Origin of the sequence: Prevotella merdae, assembly GCF_900290275.1 — a bacterium.
GTDB classification, from domain to species: Bacteria; Bacteroidota; Bacteroidia; order Bacteroidales; family Bacteroidaceae; genus Prevotella; species Prevotella merdae.
On sequence record NZ_LT985323.1, the window covers coordinates 340,387 to 360,211 of the forward strand.

Here is a 19,825-nt window from a genome sequence, read left to right on the forward strand (position 1 = left end):
AAAAAACGCAGCAATGTGCTATTTATTGCCTGTAATGATGAGTTTCTTGGCCTTGGATGTCTTTACGGCATTGTCGGCACCAAGCTTTACACGATAGAGATAGATGCCGCTGTCAAGGCTGGCACCTCCATCGGTAGTAAGATTCCACGTTACGGTGTAAGCAGAACCGTTGCCCACCCCACTCTCGTTATGCGACCATAAGCGTCGGCCACTAAGGTCGAACACCTCAACAGTGACATCGAGGTTGGAGCCCTGTCGGTCGTGAGATATTATAAATGTAGTAGACTCGCGAGCCGGATTATCGGTGCAAGATATAGAGAACGTAGGCTTAAGACTCTTGGCTACACAGAAGCGCAGTTCGGATACAGTGGCGTTGTTCTGAATGTCCCACGCACGGAACCTTAGCGAATGCCACCCCTCGTCGAGTTGCGGCAGACTGTAATAGGTAGAGCCAGAGGTGTAGGAGCCGAAATCGAAGAGGAAGTTGTCGTTGAGCGAATAGGTCATATCGGCTCGTCCGTCAATACATAGTTGCATGTCGTGGCCAATACCCGCGCCTGAGGCGTTGATGCCATCGCGGTCGGTTATCTCGGCAACAAAATATGGCGTGCTGTTTACGGTGCCTCCATTTTGGAACGAGGGCGAATTGAGATAGCAATATACCGAAGGCCCAATAGAGTCGTTGGCAGCAAGCTGGCTCTCGCCTACCGTGAAACTCTCGCTATAACCTTGAGCCATAATGCTATGGTCGTCGGATATAGCCCATGCCGTGATAAGACCAGTATCGTCAGAATAGTTGATGTCCTTGGGCACTGCAAATTCTACACTGAACTGTCCGTCAACAATGCGGTTGCGTCCATTATATATGGTCTTGGTGCGATCGGTATAAGTAAAGGCCGTAGAAGCATCGTTGGGCTGATTGAGACGGCAGACTATAGTCTCGCGACTATCGCGCACGCAGAGAGAGAGATTGCCGTTGAACGCATCGGCACCCTCGATATGTCCTGCCACCTTAACAAGAGCACCCGCCTTCATCTTAGGCAGCGAGGCAGTCTGACTGACATTAACGCCACAGATAGAATCGATAACAATCTGTGCGGTAGGCAGATTAAGACGCATGGCAGGGTCGCCAAGCAGCGAGAACTGCAAGGAGTTGTTGGCATATCTCTCGGTATTGGCGGCGTTCTTGGCACGTCGCAGCGCCTCGCCTACAGCCATAGGCTTGCCGTCGTCGTCGGTAGAAAGCAGATAACGCATAAGAGCCTTGTTCAGATAAGCATTATAGTTGGAGTAGACGGTACGTGTAGAACCTATGAGCGCAACGGCACCTCCATTGGGGTTGAGCACAGCTTTCATGCCGATGTTATCGGCAAGACGGTCGAAAGGCATAAAGTCGCAACCAATCGTTATCCAAAGCGGAAGGTTGGTGTTGGTGAAGTTTTGGAAGTCGGCAATGCGCAATACATTCTCATGGGAGAACTGCCACTCGGAGCCATGACCCACATAGTTCATGATGAGAGCCCCCTGGCTTTGCTGCTTCTTTATAGCTGTGCTGACATCTGGATACGAATTGCCCGTAGCTGTGCTCTCCATGTTGTAGGCATCCCACATAAGCTTCTTTACAAGATATCCTGGGTACGAGCTTATAACCAGGTCGGCAACAGTGTTGGCATCGGTCATATGCGTGTTTTGGTCACCGTCGTCGCCCATAAAGAACACCGTATTAAGCCAAGCGTCGCGATTGGCATTGTCGACATACGAAAGCAACTTGTCAACCATTGCCTTGGCATCAGAAGCATTAACAACCGGCATACGTCCAACGGCAACATCCACCTTGTCGCGGTAGAGAGGATTAGCTCCCTCGCCATCGTCCAACATACCGTAGAAGCCATCGTTGACATAACTATTGATAAGATCGAACGATTCCTCGCTCTCAAAAGCAAGCAGATAGTCGTCGGCATTGTACTGTCGGCAAAGCGAAGTTTTGAATCGGTTGTCCCATACACTGCCACCAAGCAGCAAGAGATACTTAGGCTGTTCGGCCTGCGAAGAGGCTCGGTCGTACAGCATCTTGAGATAGTGGCGATAGGCAGAGGCATCAGGTGTGCCACTTGAAAACTCGTTGTACAGCTCGTCGGCAGGCACAATGTTGACACTCATACCGTCTCGCTCCTCATGCATCTTCTTTATGCGCTGCGCCTGAGCAAGGAGTTTTTGGGATGTAGGTATAATTATAACCATGTCGGCTTGCGGGTCGGCATGATGGTTCTGGTTGGTTATGTTGTACACATACTCGGGTGCGGGAAAGGCGGTAGCTGAAAGAGAAGGAACGGATTGCGGAGAACCCCAAGAGAGCGACACATAATCGAGACGTGTGTATCCGCTCATGACACGCAACACAATGCGCTCGCGACCAGACGCGCTGCGCGTTTGCAACTGTGAGAATGTTACGGTTTGACTCTGTGCCTTGATAGATCCCGATGCCGAGCTGTATATAGAGGCATACGTCGGAAAGGTGTAGCCGTTGTGAGTGACAGACATAAGAGTAGGCGCATCAGACACAATGCTTACTGTGAGAGCAGAGCTTGATGAAGAAAAACGCAGAGAACTGTCGAACTCGACAACAAGCGAATCGCCTGCATAAAGTAGCTTGGAGCCACATAAGTTGCGACCCAACTGTGCATAGGCATAATCGTCGACCTCGTAGAGATCGTGGTACAAATCGGCTTGAGGAATAGTGGCGACAAACTGTATAGAGTCTGCATAGTAGGTGGGATCGGCATCGCTTTCGGTAAGAAAATAGTAGCCGTAATCGGAGTATGGATTGCGTATACGCACATGATTGTTGGTACCGGCCGACCAAGACACCGGTCCACGACCGTAGAACAGTCGGCGTCCGTCTGCAGTATTGTATGTTGGAAGTTCGCGAAGGTCGTCGCAACTGATAAGATCGTCGGCATGGAGCACCTCGTTTTGCAGGTTTCCACCATATCCATAAACCTTAACCTTGGCAAGATTGCTGAATCCAGCCTTGCGCACAACGGCATCGGTAAGCTGGTAGATGCCAGAAGAAGGTACACGAATCTTAGCCCACTTGCCACTGCGCAATACGCTCTTCTTGGCGTATCTATCGGCTGGAGCAACATTTTCTGTCAACTGAGACGACTGCATAGGCGAGTTGACCCGGGCAAGGCGCGTCGTAATAGAAGCAGCCTTGGCTTGGGCTACACGGCGAAGCATAAAACTTGCGAGCACCTGATATTTGCCATTACGCATAACGACAGGGCTGAATTCGGCATGGAGCATAGGCAGCTTGCGGTCGAACGACACGTAGCTGCGTACCTGCGGCAATGCAGGAGGCAAAGCTGTAGCGAGACGGCTATAGGCTGCAATATCGGCAGAGGGCATATCTACAAACTCGGGATATACTATCTCGAACATGTATGTGGAGTCGCGATAGGCAGCAGGCAAGCTCTCGGTATGGGCAAAGAGAGGCAAAACAGAGTCGACCTTCACTTCCTGCGAAGTAAGGTTGTAGAACTTCTGCGCCATAGCCGACACGGACGTCATGCACAGACACATTATTATATATATGGCTCGCAAGTTTATTTTCATAATTAGTTACATTGTTAGTATTTTGTTTTAGGGGTGACAGTCAGTGGCGTGACTATTTGCAGTTGAACTCAAGCACCTTGCGGTCCTCAATATATCCCTCGAAATGGTCGTCGATATTAACGGGTCCTACGCCAGCCGGAGTTCCGGTATAGAGAATATCGCCAGTCTTAAGAGTGAAGTACTGCGAGATGTAAGCAATAAGCTCGTCTACCTTGTAGAGCATATCTGAGGAGCATCCCTCCTGAACGGTATTGCCATTGATGTCGAGATGGAAATGAATAGCTTGTATATCGCGGAACTTGTCAATAGACACCCACTCGCCCAAAGCAGCCGAACCGTCGAAGCCCTTGCACAAGTCCCAAGGCTTGCCCTCGGCACGTAGTTTAGACTGTAGTTCGCGGGCAGTGAAGTCGATACCTACGGTTACAGCATCGTAATAGCGATGAGCAAAACGCTGTGGAATAGTCTTGCCCAATCGGCAGATGCGCACAACAAGCTCGGTTTCATAGTCGATACGTCCGAGGTGATCGGGGATGAAGAAAGGCTTGTGATCCTTAAGCAAGGCAGTGTCGGCCTTAGTGAAAATCACAGGACTCTCTGGTTTATATAACGAGCCATGAAGCTCTTTATTGTGTTCGAGGTAGTTCATACCTACAGCAAATATCTTCATAATGCAATGATATATGGTGGCAAAAACAAAAAAGGAGTTGCGAAAGAGCTTTCACTCCTCGCAACTCCCAATATAATAATATGCGTAATTGATTGCTCTAATTACTCAGCAGCAAGAGTGAAGCGCTTGTAAGCAACAATCTTCAGATCCTTGTCCTGCTTCTTGAGGTAGTCGGCAACGCTCTGCTTGTCGCCATCGCCGAACTGGAACTCCTGGCAAACGAGGCAGTTCTCCTTAAGGAACTTGCCAACACGACCCTTAGCAATGTTCTGGATCATGTTCTCGTTGAGGTTAGCAGCCTTCTCAGCAGAAACGGTCTCCTTGATCTCGCGGAACTTAACAACGTCCTCTGCGGTGATCCATCCCTTGCCCTGGTTAGACTCGATGTGGTCCTCAGAGTCGAAGTGATTAGGATTGAGACCAGCCTTCTTAAGGGCAACCTCAACAGCCTTCTCAATCTGCTCTTCCTTAGTCTTCTGAACAGCAACCTTGTGCTCTTCCTCCTTAACAGCCTCAGGTACAGAAGCCTCGTCGAGAGCGATAGGCTTCATAGCAGCAACCTGCATAGCGATCTTATGACCTGCCTCCTCGTTGTTCTGGTTGAGCTGAACCATAGTACAGAGAGTATGCTTCTTCATGTGGTCATAAACCTCGATGTTCTCACCCTCGAGAACGTTGTAGCCATCAAGCTCCATCTTCTCGCCAGTGATACCCGAACGCTGTGTAACAGCAGCCTGAACGTCAGCCTCGCCAAGCTTAAGAGCCTTAACCTCGTCAAGAGTCTGAGCCTTAGCTGCGATAGCAGCGTCGAGGATATCCTGTGTCAACTTGATGAAGTCGGCACCATTAGCAACGAAGTCGGTCTCGCACTTAAGAGCGATCATAGCAGCAAAATTGCCTTCCTTCTTAACAAGAACACAACCGTTAGAAGTCTCACGGTCAGAACGCTTAGCAGCAATAGCGAGTCCACGCTCACGGAGCAACTCCTTTGCCTTATCGAAATCGCCTTCAGCCTCAGTGAGAGCCTTCTTAACGTCAGCAAGACCAGCACCTGTCATGGCGCGAAGCTTCTTGATATCTTCAATTGAAATAGCCATTGTTTTTTATTTATTAGTTATTAATTAATAATGTTCTTAATAAACGCTTATGCCATTAACCCAAAAATCGGAAATTCTCCATTCCTGATAAAGAATTTCCGATTTTGTATAATAGTCTATTGATTACTCGGCAGCGGCCTCTTCCTTGCGAGCCTTACGGGGAGCCTTGCCCTCCTTCTGCTCAGCAGCAGCCTTCTCATCAGCCTTCTCTACCTTGCGCTCCTCAAGACCCTCTGCGATAGCACCGCAGCAAGCTGAGAGAACTACGTTGATAGAATCCTTAGCATCGTCGTTAGCAGGGATGATGTAGTCGATATCGCGTGGGTCAGAGTTAGTATCTACCATAGCGAATACAGGAATACCAAGGCGGTTAGCCTCTTTCACTGCAATATTCTCCTTCATTACATCGATAACGAACAAAGCGCTAGGAAGGCGAGTCAAGTCGGCAATAGAACCGAGGTTCTTCTCCAGCTTAGCACGCTGACGTGTCACCTGCAGAAGCTCACGCTTAGAGAGCTTAGAGAATGTTCCGTCGTTCATGAGCTTGTCGATGTTCGCCATTTTCTTCACAGCCTTGCGGATTGTCGGGAAGTTGGTGAGCATACCGCCCGGCCAACGCTCGATAACGTAAGGCATGTTTACGCTCGCAGCCTTCTCGGCAACGATGTCCTTAGCCTGTTTTTTAGTAGCGACGAACAAAATCTTCTTGCCCGACTTAGCGATCTGCTTCAAAGCCTCAGCAGCCTCGTCAACCTTAGCTACAGTCTTGTGCAAATCAATGATATGAATGCCGTTGCGCTCCATAAAGATATAAGGAGCCATTGCGGGATTCCACTTACGACGGAGGTGGCCAAAGTGACAGCCTGCCTCTAACAACTGGTCAAAATTAGTTCTTGACATTTCTTTGTTTTGTTAAATTGTTTACTTTCCTTTGAGTTGAATTGAACCAGCCCACGAGTAACGATTGTTGAATTAGGAATTAAGAATTAAGAATTAGGAGTTATAATTAGTAACTCGTCATTCGTAACTCGTCATTCCATTTCGGTCTCGCGAGTTTGGATGCTAAACTTTGGAGATAGCTAAGCCACACATATCGTGCACGGTGTGCTATATATATAATAAGGTGTCTCAGCCAGAGTCCAAATATTAACGCTTGCTGAACTGGAAGCGACGACGTGCCTTAGGCTGACCTGGCTTCTTACGCTCAACCTCACGAGCATCGCGAGTGAGGAAGCCCTGTACCTTAAGTGTCTTCTTGTCCTCAGCGTCTACCTTAACGAGAGCGCGGGCAATAGCAAGGCGAAGAGCCTGGCTCTGGCCTGTAAAGCCGCCACCGTCGAGGTTGCACTTAATATCGTATTTTTCCTCTACACCGAGCAACTGCAGCGGCTGCTTAACCACGTACTGCAGAATTGCTGATGGGAAGTACTTAGCGAGTTCTACTTTGTTGATAGTGATCTTACCGGTGCCCTCTGTGAGATATACACGAGCTACGGCACTCTTACGGCGACCAATTGCATTAATCATTTCCATCTTCTATGCTTTATTTATACTGGTTAATATCAATAGCCTTTGGCTGCTGAGCCTCGTGCTTGTGCTCTGTTCCATCATAGATGTAGAGGTTGTCGAGGAGGCGACGACCGAGAGGACCCTTAGGAAGCATACCCTTAACGGCGTGACGGATAATCTTATCCATGCCATCAGGACGCTTGCGGAGCTCTGCAGGAGTATTGAAACGCTGACCTCCAGGATAGCCAGTATAGCGTGTGTAAACCTTGTCTGTTTCCTTCTTACCAGAGAAAACAGCCTTGGCTGCGTTGATGATGATTACGTTGTCTCCACAGTCTACGTTAGGTGTGAAGCTTGGCTTGTACTTTCCGCGGATTAATTTTGCTACTTTAGAGCAGAGACGACCTACTACCTGGTCTGTGGCATCGATAACCACCCACTCCTTCTTAGCTGTTTCCTTGTTTACGGAAATAGTCTTGTAACTTAAAGTGTTCATTGTTTAAATTAAAATATTACTACTAAAAAACATTCATTTTTTGCACGAGCGATTCACTAACCACGCCGCTTGGCCTATTCTTTAGCGCACGCTATTAACACTCTCATGCAGGGGACTCTAAGTGTATCCCCGATTAATCGGTCTGCAAAATTACTCATTTTTTATGACATGAAGAATAGAGATGTATAGAGGGATAAGAGTTTTATATTTATTTAACAAATTAAGACGTATACTATACTATTCAAATGTTCATCCGATATTTGGAGTGATACAAGCTGGAGTTTATCGTGGAAGTTGGCGTCTTGATGTTCGTATAATGGACGTACAATTTTACTTGTAGTTCTTTTGTATGCAGTTCCCACAGAATGCACAGACCACACAGAATCCTACGGGCTTAAGCTTTTCGAATCCACAGAATGGCCTACGCTTCGCGATGCAAGAATCCACAGAAATGATTGCTTGCGCCGCCATAGGCGGCGAACCATGCTTAACCTCAACGACACTATACAAGCAATCAATTCTGCTTTCTATGTTAAAATCCAAATGTTTTGACCATTATTTTCATTTTAAGCTGAGATTTTATATTCTGGGGTATAAAGCTGGCGGTTTCTGGCCATGGCAGTGACCAAATGCACGAGTTTGTTCTTCACATTGTTNTCTGCTTTCTATGTTAAAATCCAAATGTTTTGACCATTATTTTCATTTTAAGCTGAGATTTTATATTCTGGGGTATAAAGCTGGCGGTTTCTGGCCATGGCAGTGACCAAATGCACGAGTTTGTTCTTCACATTGTTCAGTGCAACCTGCTTCTTCTTTCCACGTTCCACGAGACGCATATAGTACCTTGCAATAACAGGATTGAAGTTCACGGCAGCCAGTGCAGCCTGCGTCAGCATGGACTTTATCTGACGGTTCGCCATATAGTGCACACGAGGATCTGAATGCACGCTGGTGCCCGAATCCTTGCCGAATGGGGCTATGCCGTAGTAGCAGGCAATCTTCCTTGAATCGTAGTTGAAACGACGGAAGTTGTCGGTGTATACCATCAGACAGACAGCATTCTGCGTTCCTATACCAGGCACCGAGGTCACGATGGTGAACACCTCGGTGAGTTCCTCGTCTGACTTGATGAGCTCGGCGATTCGCTTGTCTATTTTCTCTACTTCCTTGTTGAGTTCAGACACGATATGCCTTCCGCTCTGCGAGATCATTGTCTTGACAGGAGACTTCTCCATTGTGAGTTTCTTCTCGCCTCTGCGCACTTGAAAGCTGCATCTGTGTCTTATAACCATCTGACGATACAGAAACAGTTCGCGCAGTTGTGCAAGTGACTCGCTAAGTGGCTCGTACATAATGGCTCTGTCGTAATTCCTCATTGCGTATTCGGCAATCATCGAGGCGTCGGCGCGGTCCGACTTCAATCGTCTGAGACCTGATGCATCCTTGATGCTCTTGGCATTCTCAAGCCACATGTCGTAGCCTTTACCATAGAGAAAGTTGCACAGTCCCTTGCTGTAGTCGCCCGTATTCTCTCCACAGAAGAGCCACAGGGAAGAGTCGATGCCGTAGGAATTCTGCTCCACCCACTTGACCAGTTGCTTGTAGCCAGACACAGTTGTCTTGAACTCGTTAAACATTCGTGCAGCTGTTTCTGTCAGTCCATCTGCAAAAATGATAGCCACATCAACTTTTTCTTTCGAAAAATCAACTCCAATAAATAAATTCTTCATATCTTTGTACGATTTTAGTTATGTAGAATTGGTCAATAGTTGTATGGACTAACACTCTAACAAGGCTCAGAGCCGATAACTTTCTATCTGGTCTTTGCAACTATGTCGATGAGGTCCGAAACAGAACATAGTCTTCAGACTTGTGCGATCTTTGGTTTACCTCTTCGACAGACCGATTCTACCTTTTTACAACAAAGGTACGAAACTGTCTTTAGCAATCATAGTTTTACCTTGATTATTTAGCCTAATTGCTTTCTTCTGCAAACTTAGAGTGCCTTCTGTCGTATGACGCGCAGCGTCTATACGCTCTGTGGATTCCAAAACCTTAAGCCCGTAGGCTTCTGTGTAGTCTGTGCATTCTGTGGGAACTACAAGCAAAGTAGTTCAAGTACAAGAGCCTCTCCCCGATAAACGGCAATTTACACTTCTATCACTCCATATTCCGGATGAACCTATTTAAAATACTCAATAAGAATATTGACGACAAGCGCACACCATAAAAGGTAGAGACAAACACTTAAACAGCCGTAACAACCGAATCGGAGAAAGCACATATATAATAAGGTATAGGGATGCAACAGGTTTTTATGTTTACGCACACAATATTAGGTAGTATCTAAAAGTAAATTAAAAAAGCGAAAAACTCGGTTTTTTACTTGGTAGTAACAATCAAAAAAGCTATATTTGCGTTGTTGAAATGACACAACGATAATCTATATAAAACAACTAAAAAACCTTTTACTATGAATGTTGAAAAAATTATGCACGACCTCGAGGCTAAGCACCCGGGCGAAGCAGAGTACTTGCAGGCAGTTCGCGAAGTCCTTATCTCTATTCAGGACGTTTACAACCAGCACCCAGAGTTTGAGAAAGCAAAGCTCATCGAGCGCCTTGTAGAACCCGAGCGTATCATTACGTTCCGTGTGCCTTGGACAGACGACAAGGGCGAAGTGCATGTAAACATAGGCTATCGCGTACAGTTCAACGGTGCCATTGGTCCGTATAAGGGCGGCTTGCGATTCCATCCTTCTGTAAACCTCTCTATCCTTAAGTTCCTTGGATTCGAGCAGACATTCAAGAATGCCCTTACTACACTGCCTATGGGTGGCGGCAAGGGTGGTTCCGACTTCTCTATCCGTGGACGTAGCGACGCTGAGGTTATGCGTTTCTGCCAGGCATTCATGACAGAGCTTTACCGTCATATCGGTCCTGACGAGGACGTTCCTGCAGGCGATATTGGCGTAGGCGGCAGAGAGATAGGCTACCTATTTGGTATGTACAAGAAACTTACACACCAGTATCAGGGCGTGCTTACAGGCAAGGGCCTTGAGTTTGGTGGCTCACGCATCCGTCCTGAGGCAACAGGTTATGGCGCCCTATACTTTGTACAGCAAATGCTTGCCACACATGGTCTTGACCTTAAGGGTAAGACAGTGGCTATATCTGGCTTCGGCAACGTGGCTTGGGGTGCTGCAAAGAAGGCAACCGAACTCGGTGGAAAGGTGATAACAATATCTGGTCCTGACGGCTACATCCTTGACGAGGCAGGTATCGCAGGCGACAAGATTGACTATATGCTCGAGCTTCGCGGATCTGGCAACGACATTTGCCAACCTTACGAGGACGAATTCTCTGGCTCTAAGTTTGTTGCAGGCAAAAAGCCTTGGGAGGTTAAGGCCGATATATACCTGACATGTGCTACACAGAACGAGCTTAACGGTGCCGATGCTGACATGATTTTGGCACAGAAGCCATTGTGTGTTGCCGAGGTTTCTAACATGGGTTGCACAGCCGAAGCTGTTGACAAGTTTGTTGCTGCAAAGCAACTCTTTGCTCCTGGCAAGGCTGTAAACGCAGGTGGCGTGGCAACATCAGGTCTTGAGATGACTCAGAACTCAATGCGTCTGAGTTGGAGTGAGGCAGAGGTTGACGAGAAGCTGCACTACATTATGCACTCTATACACGAGCAGTGCGTGAAGTATGGCAAGCAGGCCGACGGCTACATCGACTATGTTCGCGGTGCAAACATCGCTGGATTTATGAAGGTGGCCAACGCCATGATGGCTCAAGGTATAGTATAACATTAATAAGGGTGTGTCAAGTCTCATTGGTTGAGCTTTGACACACCCTATTGCTTTATATCACCCCACATTTGCGCCCCACTCTTCAATGAAAACACAACCATATTGATATTATTATAGTGAATTTAAGTAGGATAATTTTGGCAACAGTTATTGCCCTCACATCACAGATAGCTATTCCCATCAGCGCACAGACGCAGAGGGGAAAGGCTTCCTTTTACTCTAAACGCGCCACTGGAGCACGCACAAGTAGTGGTGAGCGCATACACCATGACAGCCTTACCTGTGCACATCGTTCATATCCATTTGGCACATTGCTAAAAGTAACCAACGAGCGCAACGGTAAGTGGGTAATAGTAAGGGTTACTGACCGTGGTCCACATACACGCGGCAGAATAATAGACCTGTCGCATGGAGCGGCACGAAAAATAGGAATGATAGACCAGGGTATAGCGGTTGTTAAGGTAGAACGCTACAACAATAGCAAAATACCATATCTTCCGGAAAAGGAAGATATGCCAGAGATAGACTTCGAGGTAACCGAATATACCTTGCCGGAAAACGGCATACTCCACTTCCCCAAAAAGGGAAAACAATACAAGCAGTATGTGAAGACAGTGGACGATGACGACTGAAAAACACGACAATGAATATTCATCGAACAGCCATAGGCTATCACCGTGCGACAATTATCGCACAGTGGTAACTTTAACTACAGTGACATAAGATATAGGCTTGTCGTTTTTTTGCGCCGAAACAAGCAGGCGTATCTCTCCGTCCTTAATGCGACTGTCGGCCTTAACCGTAGCTGTATAGCGCAAGCCCTGACCAGGCATTATGTTCTCTACACGCACACTCGGCGATATATATATGCGCTTATTGGCCTCAACCTCAACAACTGTAGGCAAGAAGTCGTATATAGGAGCCTGTGTCTCGTTGTACATCTCGAACATCACCTTGCCCACTTCGCCTCCATGAAGCACATTAGGCTCTGCAGTATCTACAAACCGAACATTCTTGATTGTAATTCTGCTTACCTCGGCATTAGCCTTAGCACCATATATCTGCTCCACACGACTGGCATCAACCGACTCTTGCATGCCCTCGCTATGACTTGACTGTGCCGGCGAAGCCGACATATCAAAGTCGATACGATCGTCGCCCGAATTTGTGCTGTCAACCATCTGTGTAGGGTCAATATCGTTGGACGGTTGCTGATTATTGCTGTAAGGCTGTTCGTAAACAGGAGTAGTTGACCTACCTGTAGGCTCACCATTATCAGAATACGGCATATATGTATCGTCGGGCTGGGTATACGAATCGTTATACGACCTATCGCGCTGAGCCTTTTGGCGCTGTATACGCTGATTGCGTCGAGCCAAGTCATCGCTTTGGTCTTGATGCTGCTGTTTGTCGGCTGTATTGCCAATAACTGCACCCATAGCAGCACCACCTGCCATACCAACTATAGTGCCTACATCACTGCCATGCGGACCACCGACAATACCACCAATGGCAGAACCCAATACAGAACCGAACGAGCTGCCAGCATAGGCACCCGCTCCAGCTCCTGTAGTGCAACTGCTTGCAACAAGAGCCACACTCATTATAATAACAGAATACTTCTTCATAATAGTTCAGTTTTATATTGCAAAGATATTGTTTTCTGACATAAAAGACAATATTTAATCTATAAAAGTAATTTAAAACATTCTATAGAGAGCAATATGGAACAATTATAAAGAAGTATTCTACAATTTAAATGCAGCGATGTTGCTATATTACTTCAAACGGAACACCTTTGTCTCGTGAGCCTGCACCTTGCCCTTCCAGCTCTTGGCATTCTTGGCAATATCACGGTGCTGCCAAAGGTCGCGCACAGTATACTTGCCAGAAAGACCAAGCTTGGCAAAGTCGGCAGTAAGTGTAAGCGGAGCATCCGACACATTGAGCAGAGCCACAGCATAAGAGCCATCGGCAAGCGGTCGTACAAAGATTTGATGAGTATCAGTATTGACCTTGCGCTCGGCCACCTTTCCGAGAGGATCCTGGTTGATAGCAATAACCTCGCGGTTTAGCAATATGCGTCTATCCTCCTCGCTAACCTTGCGCATATCGTTGGTCATGGCAAGCGGCGACGAGAACATACACCATAGACTCATCTGTGTTTGGTATTCGGCCTGTGTACATCCCTTTCCGCCCAAAGCACTTGACGGACCACTGACACCATGCAAACCTACAACGAGCATATCCATATCAGGCCACTGACCCTTGCGTGCGTATGAAGAAAGCGGAGAAGTGATGTTGACGATATCGAGGATGCCCATGCCACCCTCATTAGTTACGTCCTTCCACATATCACGAACATCGTAAGTGGTACGCCAAAGTTGTCCGCCAACCTCCTCACACCATTCCTCGCACTGACGCTGTCCCCACTCGCAAATACCAAGAGCTATATCGCGTCCAGACTTTGACAGAGCATCAGCCATTGTACGATAGCGCTGGCGTGCAGTGGCACTGTCGATAGGAGCATTGCAATAGTCGTACTTAAGGTAGTCGATACCCCATGAGGCAAATGTACGGGCATCCTGCTCCTCGAACCCAAGACTTGCGGTCCATCCACCACATGTAAGCTGGGCAGCATCCGAGTATATACCAAGCTTCATACCCTTAGAGTGAACATAGTCGGCAAGTGCCTTGATACCGTTAGGAAACTTCTTTGGGTCGGGTATCATATTATTGTGAACATCGCGACCACCCTGCCACAGGTCGTCGATAAATATATATTTGTAGCCAGCGTCCACGTATCCGCCCTCCACCATGGCATCGGCAGTCTCGCGTATCAGCTTATCTGAAATATCACCCTGGAAGAGATTCCATGTCATCCAACCCATAGGAGGAGTGGGAGTAAGCTGATTGCGTGGTGTAGACTGTGCAGAGACTGACAACGAAGAGGCGAAAAGAGCCGCCGAAAGAATAAAAGATTTGTTCATAGTTATTAATAATATTATTTTGATTAGTTTTACGTTGCAAAGTTATTCAAAATATTTGCCATTCTCAACATAATTATGTATTTTCGTGAACAAAATCAATCCAAAATGCAAAACGAATCAAAAATATGTCTCTTTGAAGTATGCGCCAATGGTGTAGAGAGTTGTCTGGCAGCGCAAGAAGGCGGTGCCGACCGTGTAGAACTGTGTGCAGGAATACCCGAAGGAGGCACCACACCATCATACGGAGAAATAAAAATAGCACGACGTATGCTCAACACGACACGTCTGCATGTGATAATACGCCCACGAGGTGGCGACTTTCTGTACACGCCACTCGAAGTGGAACGCATGGAAGAGGATATACGCATGTGCCGCCAGCTCGGTGTAGACGGAGTTGTAATAGGATGCCTTAAGGCAGACGGCAGTATTGACATTGAGAACAACCAACGTTTGAAGGATGCGGCAGGCGATATGTCGGTTACATTTCACCGTGCATTCGACCGTTGTGCCAACCCTATGCTTGCACTCGAACAACTGTGTGAGCTTGGCATAGACCGTATACTGACATCAGGACAGCAACCCACTGCAGAGCAAGGCATCGACCTGTTGCGCAAGCTCAACAAGGCAGCAGCTGGACGCATAAAGATACTTGCCGGTTGCGGAGTGAACGAGAACAACATAAGCAAGATACACGAAGAGACAGGAGTTAACGAGTTTCACTTCTCGGCACGCATACCTGTAAAGAGCCATATGCAATATGCCAACCCCAACGTATATATGGGCGATAAGGATGCCGACGAGTCGACACTGATGTACACATCGGCAGAAAGGGTAAAGGCTACTATAAGTAAGCTAAAATAAGAAATGTGGGGTTTCCCTACTCTATTTTAGGGAAAATCCCTGTGATATTGTCGCATAAATTGCTACCTTCGCCGTTGAAAACAAAAGGAAACAATAAAAACAAGCAAAGATGAAGAAGATTTTACTGATGGCAATAGCAGCCCTTATGCTGTATATTGCACCTGCCAATGCACAGGCATACAAGAGTAGCCGCTACTACAACGACCGCACAGGACACCTTGACTACTCGCAGAACCATTACGACAGCTTCTTTGGCCAGAGAGCCAACTATTATGGCTTACGTATAGGTCCATCGTTCTCAACAGTCAATTCGGACGACCCTAATCTTGACGGTGGCAACTCGCAGACAGGTCTCAACATCGGTGCCGTTGTGGGATTTGCCCTTATCGACCAAGAGCCGCTCTACATCGAGACCGGACTATTCTATACCGAGAAAGGTGGAAAGAAGATGCTAAAAGACGGCAAGAAGATGACCTACGACCTTAACTACCTTGAGTTGCCAGCAGTGGTTAAGTATGCTATCGAGATAGACGACGACTTCTCTGTACAGCCTTTTGCAGGCTGCTATCTTGCATGCGGAATAAGCGGAAAGATACGCAACTATGAGGAGCGCAAAGCAGAAAGCTCATTCTCAAAACAATATTTCCAGAGATTTGACGGTGGTTTGCGCTTTGGTTGCGGCGTAGGTTACGACATGTTCTATGCCGACCTTACATACGATGTGGGCTTATCGAACATCTGCCACGATGAGTTCGACAAGTCGCACAACGGATGTCTAACACTAAACTTTGGTGTGAACTTCTAAAACCTCTTTTTTCATACTCTGTTGTCTACGGTATTCGGTAGGCGACACACCGAGATAGTTCTTAGTGAACTTACCAAAGAACGACAGGTTGGGGAAACCTAACCTGTCGGCTATCTCCTTAATAGACAGGTTGGAGTGCTTAAGATAGCGTTCAATAGCCTTAACCGTATACTCATGAATCCACTCAAGAGCAGTCTTGCCGCTGACCGACTTGGATATAAACGACAGATACTTGGGTGTAATGCACAATTCCTCTGCATACTTCTTGACCGAGCATGTCCTGCCCTCGTTCTTGGCAAGCAAATCAATGAACTTATGGAATAGCAAATTGGCCTGCTTCATAGTGCCACCGTCTCTGGTGTAATTGACATGTGGAGCAATAATAGCGCACAATTCGAACACGGCACATGTGAAGATGCTGTGCATAATCTCCTTGTGGAAGTATGCGCTGGGGTGCTGCACCTTATGCTCTATTATAGAATAGTACTTGTTGATGAGAGCCTGACGCTCCAAATCGAGATGTATAATAGGATTCTTTGCCACATACGACAGAAGGTCGAGAGCATCCTTTGTCATCGGGATGTTATGACGGATGGCATTATAGGAGAGTCCGATGATTTTCGACTCGAAGTCGGGCGTCATCATATAGTTGTTAAGATACGAGTTGGGCAGGCAAATCACCACATCGCCCTCCTCGGCAAGCCATGTCTTGTTGTCGATATCGCCCTGTATACGTCCTTTTTTACAGTATATCATCAACACCATATCCAGCTTGACCGTACCCTCAATAGGCTTAGCTCCAATTTTGTCAATTATCACTAAATCACCGTCAGAGTAGTCGGCTATACCCTTACCCAGGATAAAGTCGTAGTCTATATTCTGTTCTTTGTTATCGTTATTAGTCATACACTTCATTCTTTTATGCTTTGCAAAGATAGTCATTATTACCTTATAGTGTATGCCACAAAACACATATTTAATGTCCTATAATTCCGTTTTATATATTTCTAACATACTAAAGCACATATATAAGCCGTTTCGACTACTAACAAATTAGTATGCACTAATATAAAAAACACATAATAATTGTCACGTTATTATAGGAAAAATTGTAACTTTGCAACCAAATCCATAAATACGGATAACAAAGCGATTATATTCTAACATACAACAAATAACATTTTAAACAGATTTAAGACATGAATGTAGCTATTGTTGGTGCGAGTGGAGCTGTAGGACAGGAGTTCCTGCGCATACTTGCTGAGAGAGATTTCCCAATTGACAACCTTGTATTGTTTGGCTCAGAGCGTTCAGCCGGCAGCAAATATACCTTTAAAGGCAAGGAGTACGAAGTGAAGCTGCTCCAGCATAACGACGACTTCAAGGATATTGACGTTGCGTTCACATCTGCTGGTGGCGGTACATCAAAGGAGTTTGCCGAGACCATCACCAAGTATGGCGCCGTAATGATAGACAACTCAAGTGCCTTCCGTATGTGCGACGATGTGCCTTTGGTAGTGCCTGAGTGCAATGCAGAGGATGCTCTTAACCGTCCACGCAACATTATTGCCAATCCTAACTGCACCACAATTATGATGGTTGTAGTGCTTAAGCCTCTTGAGGCGCTTAGCCACATCAAGCGCATTCATATTGCCAGCTACCAGAGTGCAAGTGGTGCCGGTGCAGCAGCAATGGCCGAATTGCAGCAGGAGTACGAGGAGATTATCGAGGGTAAGCCAGTAACTGTAAAGAAGTTCCCACATCAGCTTGCCTACAACGTAATACCTCAGATTGACGTATTCACCGACAATGGCTATACTAAGGAAGAGATGAAGATGTTCAACGAGACACGCAAGATTATGCACAGCGACGTTCGTTGCTCAGCAATGTGTGTACGTGTAAGCTCATTGCGTTCTCACTCTGAGAGTGTATGGATTGAGACCGAGAAGCCTATCTCTGTAGAAGAGGCTCAAAAGGCTATCGCTGCAGCTCCTGGTTGTACACTTAAGGACGACCCTGCAAACCTTGTTTATCCTATGCCACTTGAGACAGCTGGCAAGGATGATGTTTATGTAGGACGTGTACGCAAGGACATTGCTGACGACTGCGGTTTGACATTCTGGCTATCAGGCGACCAGATTCGCAAGGGTGCGGCTCTCAATGCTGTGCAGATAGCAGAGTATCTGTATAAGGTTGGCAACTTGAAGTAACCAGAAGTAAATATACAACTAACGCCAATTATACGCTTATCATGAGCGCATAATTGGCGTTAATTGTTTAAATATATAATTGACGTTATTGCCTTATTCATTAATAAACATGTAATTGATACCAATTACATATTGCCCAAATAACGCTCTGCCTCCAATGCAGCCTTACAACCAGAACCTGCTGCTACAATAGCCTGACGGTATGTAGGGTCGGCACAGTCGCCTGCTGCAAACACACCCTCAACATTTGTTCGGGGTGAAGCACATACAGTCTTTATATAACCCGTTTCGTCGCACTCTACATATGGGCGGAATACCTCGGTATTAGGACGATGACCAATAGCAAGGAAGAAACCGTCTATAGGCAAGTCGTAGTGTTCCTCGTCTGCCTCGCCCTTGCGCTTAACAAGGTGAGCACCCTCAACACCATCGTCGCCATACAGACCCTCTGTATTGTGCTCGTAAAGAATCTCTATCTTATCGTTCTCCTCAACACGCTTGCGCATAACGTCTGACGCACGCAGATACGACTTGCGCACAATCATATACACCTTCTTGCACAATCCAGCAAGATATAGAGCCTCCTCGCATGCAGTGTCGCCACCACCAACTACAGCTACTGTGCGCTTGCGATAGAAGAAACCATCACATGTGGCACATGCGCTAACACCCTGTCCGTTATACTTCTTCTCGTCCTCAAGACCAAGATACTTGGCACTTGCACCAGTGGCAATAATCACGGTGTCGGCCTCAATCTCCTTACCAGTATCTGTTGTCAGTACATATGGCTTCTTCGAGAAGTCGACCTTGGCTATAGAACCTTCGCGAATGTCAGCTCCAAAACGCTCAGCCTGTTTGCGAAGGTCGAGCATCATCTGATTGCCGTCAACTCCCTCAGGATATCCAGGAAAGTTCTCAACGATAGTAGTCTGTGTAAGCTGTCCACCTGTCTGTATGCCGCAATACTCCACTGGAGCCAGATTGGCACGGCCTGCATATATGGCAGCAGTATATCCGGCAGGACCGCTACCTACGATAAGGCACTTTACGTGTTCTCTATTTTCCATTATTATAGTTTGCTTATTGGTTATGTATCGGAGTTACAGCAACTCCTCAATCTGCTTTGCTATGTTGTCAAGGCTTTCGGTAGGCTCAAAGCGGGCAACTACCTGTCCACGCTTGTTTGTAAGGAACTTGGTGAAGTTCCACTTAATGTCGCTTGTTTCCTTATAGTCGGGAGCATCCTTGGCAAGAATCTCCTCAAGCACTGGTGTAAGCTTGTGTGCAGGGTCGAAACCGGCAAATCCCTTTTGATCCTTAAGGAACTTAAACAGCTGATCGGCATCATCGCCGTTAACCTTAACCTTCTTAAAGCGAGGAAACTCGGTACCGAAGGTTGTCTTGCAGAACTGATGTATCGACTCGTCAGTGCCTGGGGCCTGTGAGCCAAACTGGTTGCAAGGGAAGTCGAGCACCTCAAATCCTTGAGCGTGATATTTCTCATACAACTTTTCCAGCTCCTCATACTGCGGTGTAAAGCCGCACTTAGTGGCTGTGTTTACGATGAGCAGCACTTCGTTGGCATACTCCTTAAGAGATACTTCCTTTCCCTTTCTGTCTTTAACAGAGAATTCGTATACAGTTCTCATTTTCTTATTTATTTGTGTTTATAAGTTTTCTTGTTCTTCTTACCTTATTATATATGAGCTACAAAATTAGAAAAAAATAATGAAAAACAAGAAATGAATAGGGAAAACC

Annotated in this window: 17 protein-coding genes; 5 read left to right on the forward strand and 12 right to left on the reverse strand. The window is 46.7% G+C overall.

What is annotated here, in order from left to right:
- Positions 1-18 precede the first annotated feature (18 nt).
- From porU to C9991_RS01385, 7 genes are all read right to left on the reverse strand, one after another.
- Positions 19-3,615, reverse strand: a complete 3,597-nt coding sequence (porU, locus tag C9991_RS01350) for a type IX secretion system sortase PorU (protein ID WP_106810842.1) — start codon at positions 3,613-3,615, stop codon at positions 19-21.
- A gap of 52 nt (positions 3,616-3,667) precedes the next feature.
- Positions 3,668-4,285: a fumarylacetoacetate hydrolase family protein gene (locus C9991_RS01355; RefSeq protein ID WP_106810843.1), complete on the reverse strand. Its 618-nt coding sequence runs from the start codon at positions 4,283-4,285 to the stop codon at positions 3,668-3,670.
- 101 nt (positions 4,286-4,386) lie between these two features.
- The gene (gene tsf / locus C9991_RS01360) at positions 4,387-5,382 is read right to left on the reverse strand and encodes a translation elongation factor Ts (RefSeq protein ID WP_106810844.1); all 996 of its coding nucleotides are present in this window, start codon (positions 5,380-5,382) and stop codon (positions 4,387-4,389) included.
- Positions 5,383-5,505: 123 nt separating this feature from the next.
- Positions 5,506-6,282: a 30S ribosomal protein S2 gene (rpsB, locus tag C9991_RS01365; protein ID WP_106810845.1), complete on the reverse strand. Its 777-nt coding sequence runs from the start codon at positions 6,280-6,282 to the stop codon at positions 5,506-5,508.
- 246 nt (positions 6,283-6,528) lie between these two features.
- Positions 6,529-6,915: a 30S ribosomal protein S9 gene (rpsI, locus tag C9991_RS01370; RefSeq protein WP_106810846.1), complete on the reverse strand. Its 387-nt coding sequence runs from the start codon at positions 6,913-6,915 to the stop codon at positions 6,529-6,531.
- Positions 6,916-6,925: 10 nt separating this feature from the next.
- Positions 6,926-7,387, reverse strand: coding sequence for a 50S ribosomal protein L13 (gene rplM / locus C9991_RS01375; protein WP_106810847.1), 462 nt, complete (start codon positions 7,385-7,387; stop codon positions 6,926-6,928).
- A 704-nt stretch (positions 7,388-8,091) separates the two neighbouring features.
- On the reverse strand, positions 8,092-9,117 hold the full coding sequence (locus C9991_RS01385; RefSeq protein WP_106810849.1) for an IS110 family RNA-guided transposase: 1,026 nt from the start codon (positions 9,115-9,117) through the stop codon (positions 8,092-8,094).
- A gap of 743 nt (positions 9,118-9,860) precedes the next feature.
- On the opposite strand from C9991_RS01385, the gene gdhA reads away from it, so the two are divergent.
- Both gdhA and C9991_RS01395 read left to right on the forward strand, forming a co-directional pair.
- Complete coding sequence (gdhA, locus tag C9991_RS01390; protein WP_106810850.1) at positions 9,861-11,198, forward strand: NADP-specific glutamate dehydrogenase; 1,338 nt, start codon at positions 9,861-9,863, stop codon at positions 11,196-11,198.
- Positions 11,199-11,338: 140 nt separating this feature from the next.
- On the forward strand, positions 11,339-11,833 hold the full coding sequence (locus tag C9991_RS01395) for a septal ring lytic transglycosylase RlpA family protein (protein WP_232823219.1): 495 nt from the start codon (positions 11,339-11,341) through the stop codon (positions 11,831-11,833).
- A gap of 54 nt (positions 11,834-11,887) precedes the next feature.
- Here C9991_RS01395 and C9991_RS01400 read toward each other — a convergent pair whose 3' ends face one another.
- Together C9991_RS01400 and C9991_RS01405 are read right to left on the reverse strand one after the other, a co-directional pair.
- Positions 11,888-12,829 (reverse strand): glycine zipper domain-containing protein, encoded by a 942-nt coding sequence (locus tag C9991_RS01400; RefSeq protein ID WP_106810852.1) that lies wholly within the window; start codon positions 12,827-12,829, stop codon positions 11,888-11,890.
- Between the two features lie 150 nt (positions 12,830-12,979).
- Positions 12,980-14,191, reverse strand: coding sequence for a glycoside hydrolase family 27 protein (locus C9991_RS01405; protein WP_106810853.1), 1,212 nt, complete (start codon positions 14,189-14,191; stop codon positions 12,980-12,982).
- Between the two features lie 105 nt (positions 14,192-14,296).
- Here C9991_RS01405 and C9991_RS01410 point away from each other — a divergent pair, with 105 nt between their 5' ends.
- Both C9991_RS01410 and C9991_RS01415 read left to right on the forward strand, forming a co-directional pair.
- Positions 14,297-15,052 (forward strand): copper homeostasis protein CutC, encoded by a 756-nt coding sequence (locus C9991_RS01410; RefSeq protein WP_106810854.1) that lies wholly within the window; start codon positions 14,297-14,299, stop codon positions 15,050-15,052.
- Positions 15,053-15,161: 109 nt separating this feature from the next.
- Positions 15,162-15,857 carry an outer membrane beta-barrel protein gene (locus tag C9991_RS01415; protein WP_106810855.1) on the forward strand — a complete coding sequence of 232 codons (696 nt, stop codon included), beginning with the start codon at positions 15,162-15,164 and terminating at the stop codon, positions 15,855-15,857.
- On the opposite strand, the gene C9991_RS01420 is transcribed toward C9991_RS01415, so the two are convergent.
- A complete protein-coding gene (locus C9991_RS01420; RefSeq protein WP_157949333.1) occupies positions 15,834-16,763 on the reverse strand; it encodes a helix-turn-helix domain-containing protein in 930 nt (309 codons plus the stop codon). The genes C9991_RS01415 and C9991_RS01420 overlap by 24 nt on opposite strands.
- Positions 16,764-17,056: 293 nt before the next feature.
- Here C9991_RS01420 and C9991_RS01425 point away from each other — a divergent pair, with 293 nt between their 5' ends.
- Positions 17,057-18,067 carry an aspartate-semialdehyde dehydrogenase gene (locus C9991_RS01425; protein ID WP_106810857.1) on the forward strand — a complete coding sequence of 337 codons (1,011 nt, stop codon included), beginning with the start codon at positions 17,057-17,059 and terminating at the stop codon, positions 18,065-18,067.
- Between the two features lie 125 nt (positions 18,068-18,192).
- Here the strand turns inward: C9991_RS01425 and trxB are convergent, their stop codons facing one another.
- On the reverse strand, positions 18,193-19,134 hold the full coding sequence (gene trxB, locus C9991_RS01430; protein WP_106810858.1) for a thioredoxin-disulfide reductase: 942 nt from the start codon (positions 19,132-19,134) through the stop codon (positions 18,193-18,195).
- Between the two features lie 33 nt (positions 19,135-19,167).
- Positions 19,168-19,716: a glutathione peroxidase gene (locus tag C9991_RS01435; RefSeq protein WP_106810859.1), complete on the reverse strand. Its 549-nt coding sequence runs from the start codon at positions 19,714-19,716 to the stop codon at positions 19,168-19,170.
- Positions 19,717-19,825: the final 109 nt, after the last annotated feature.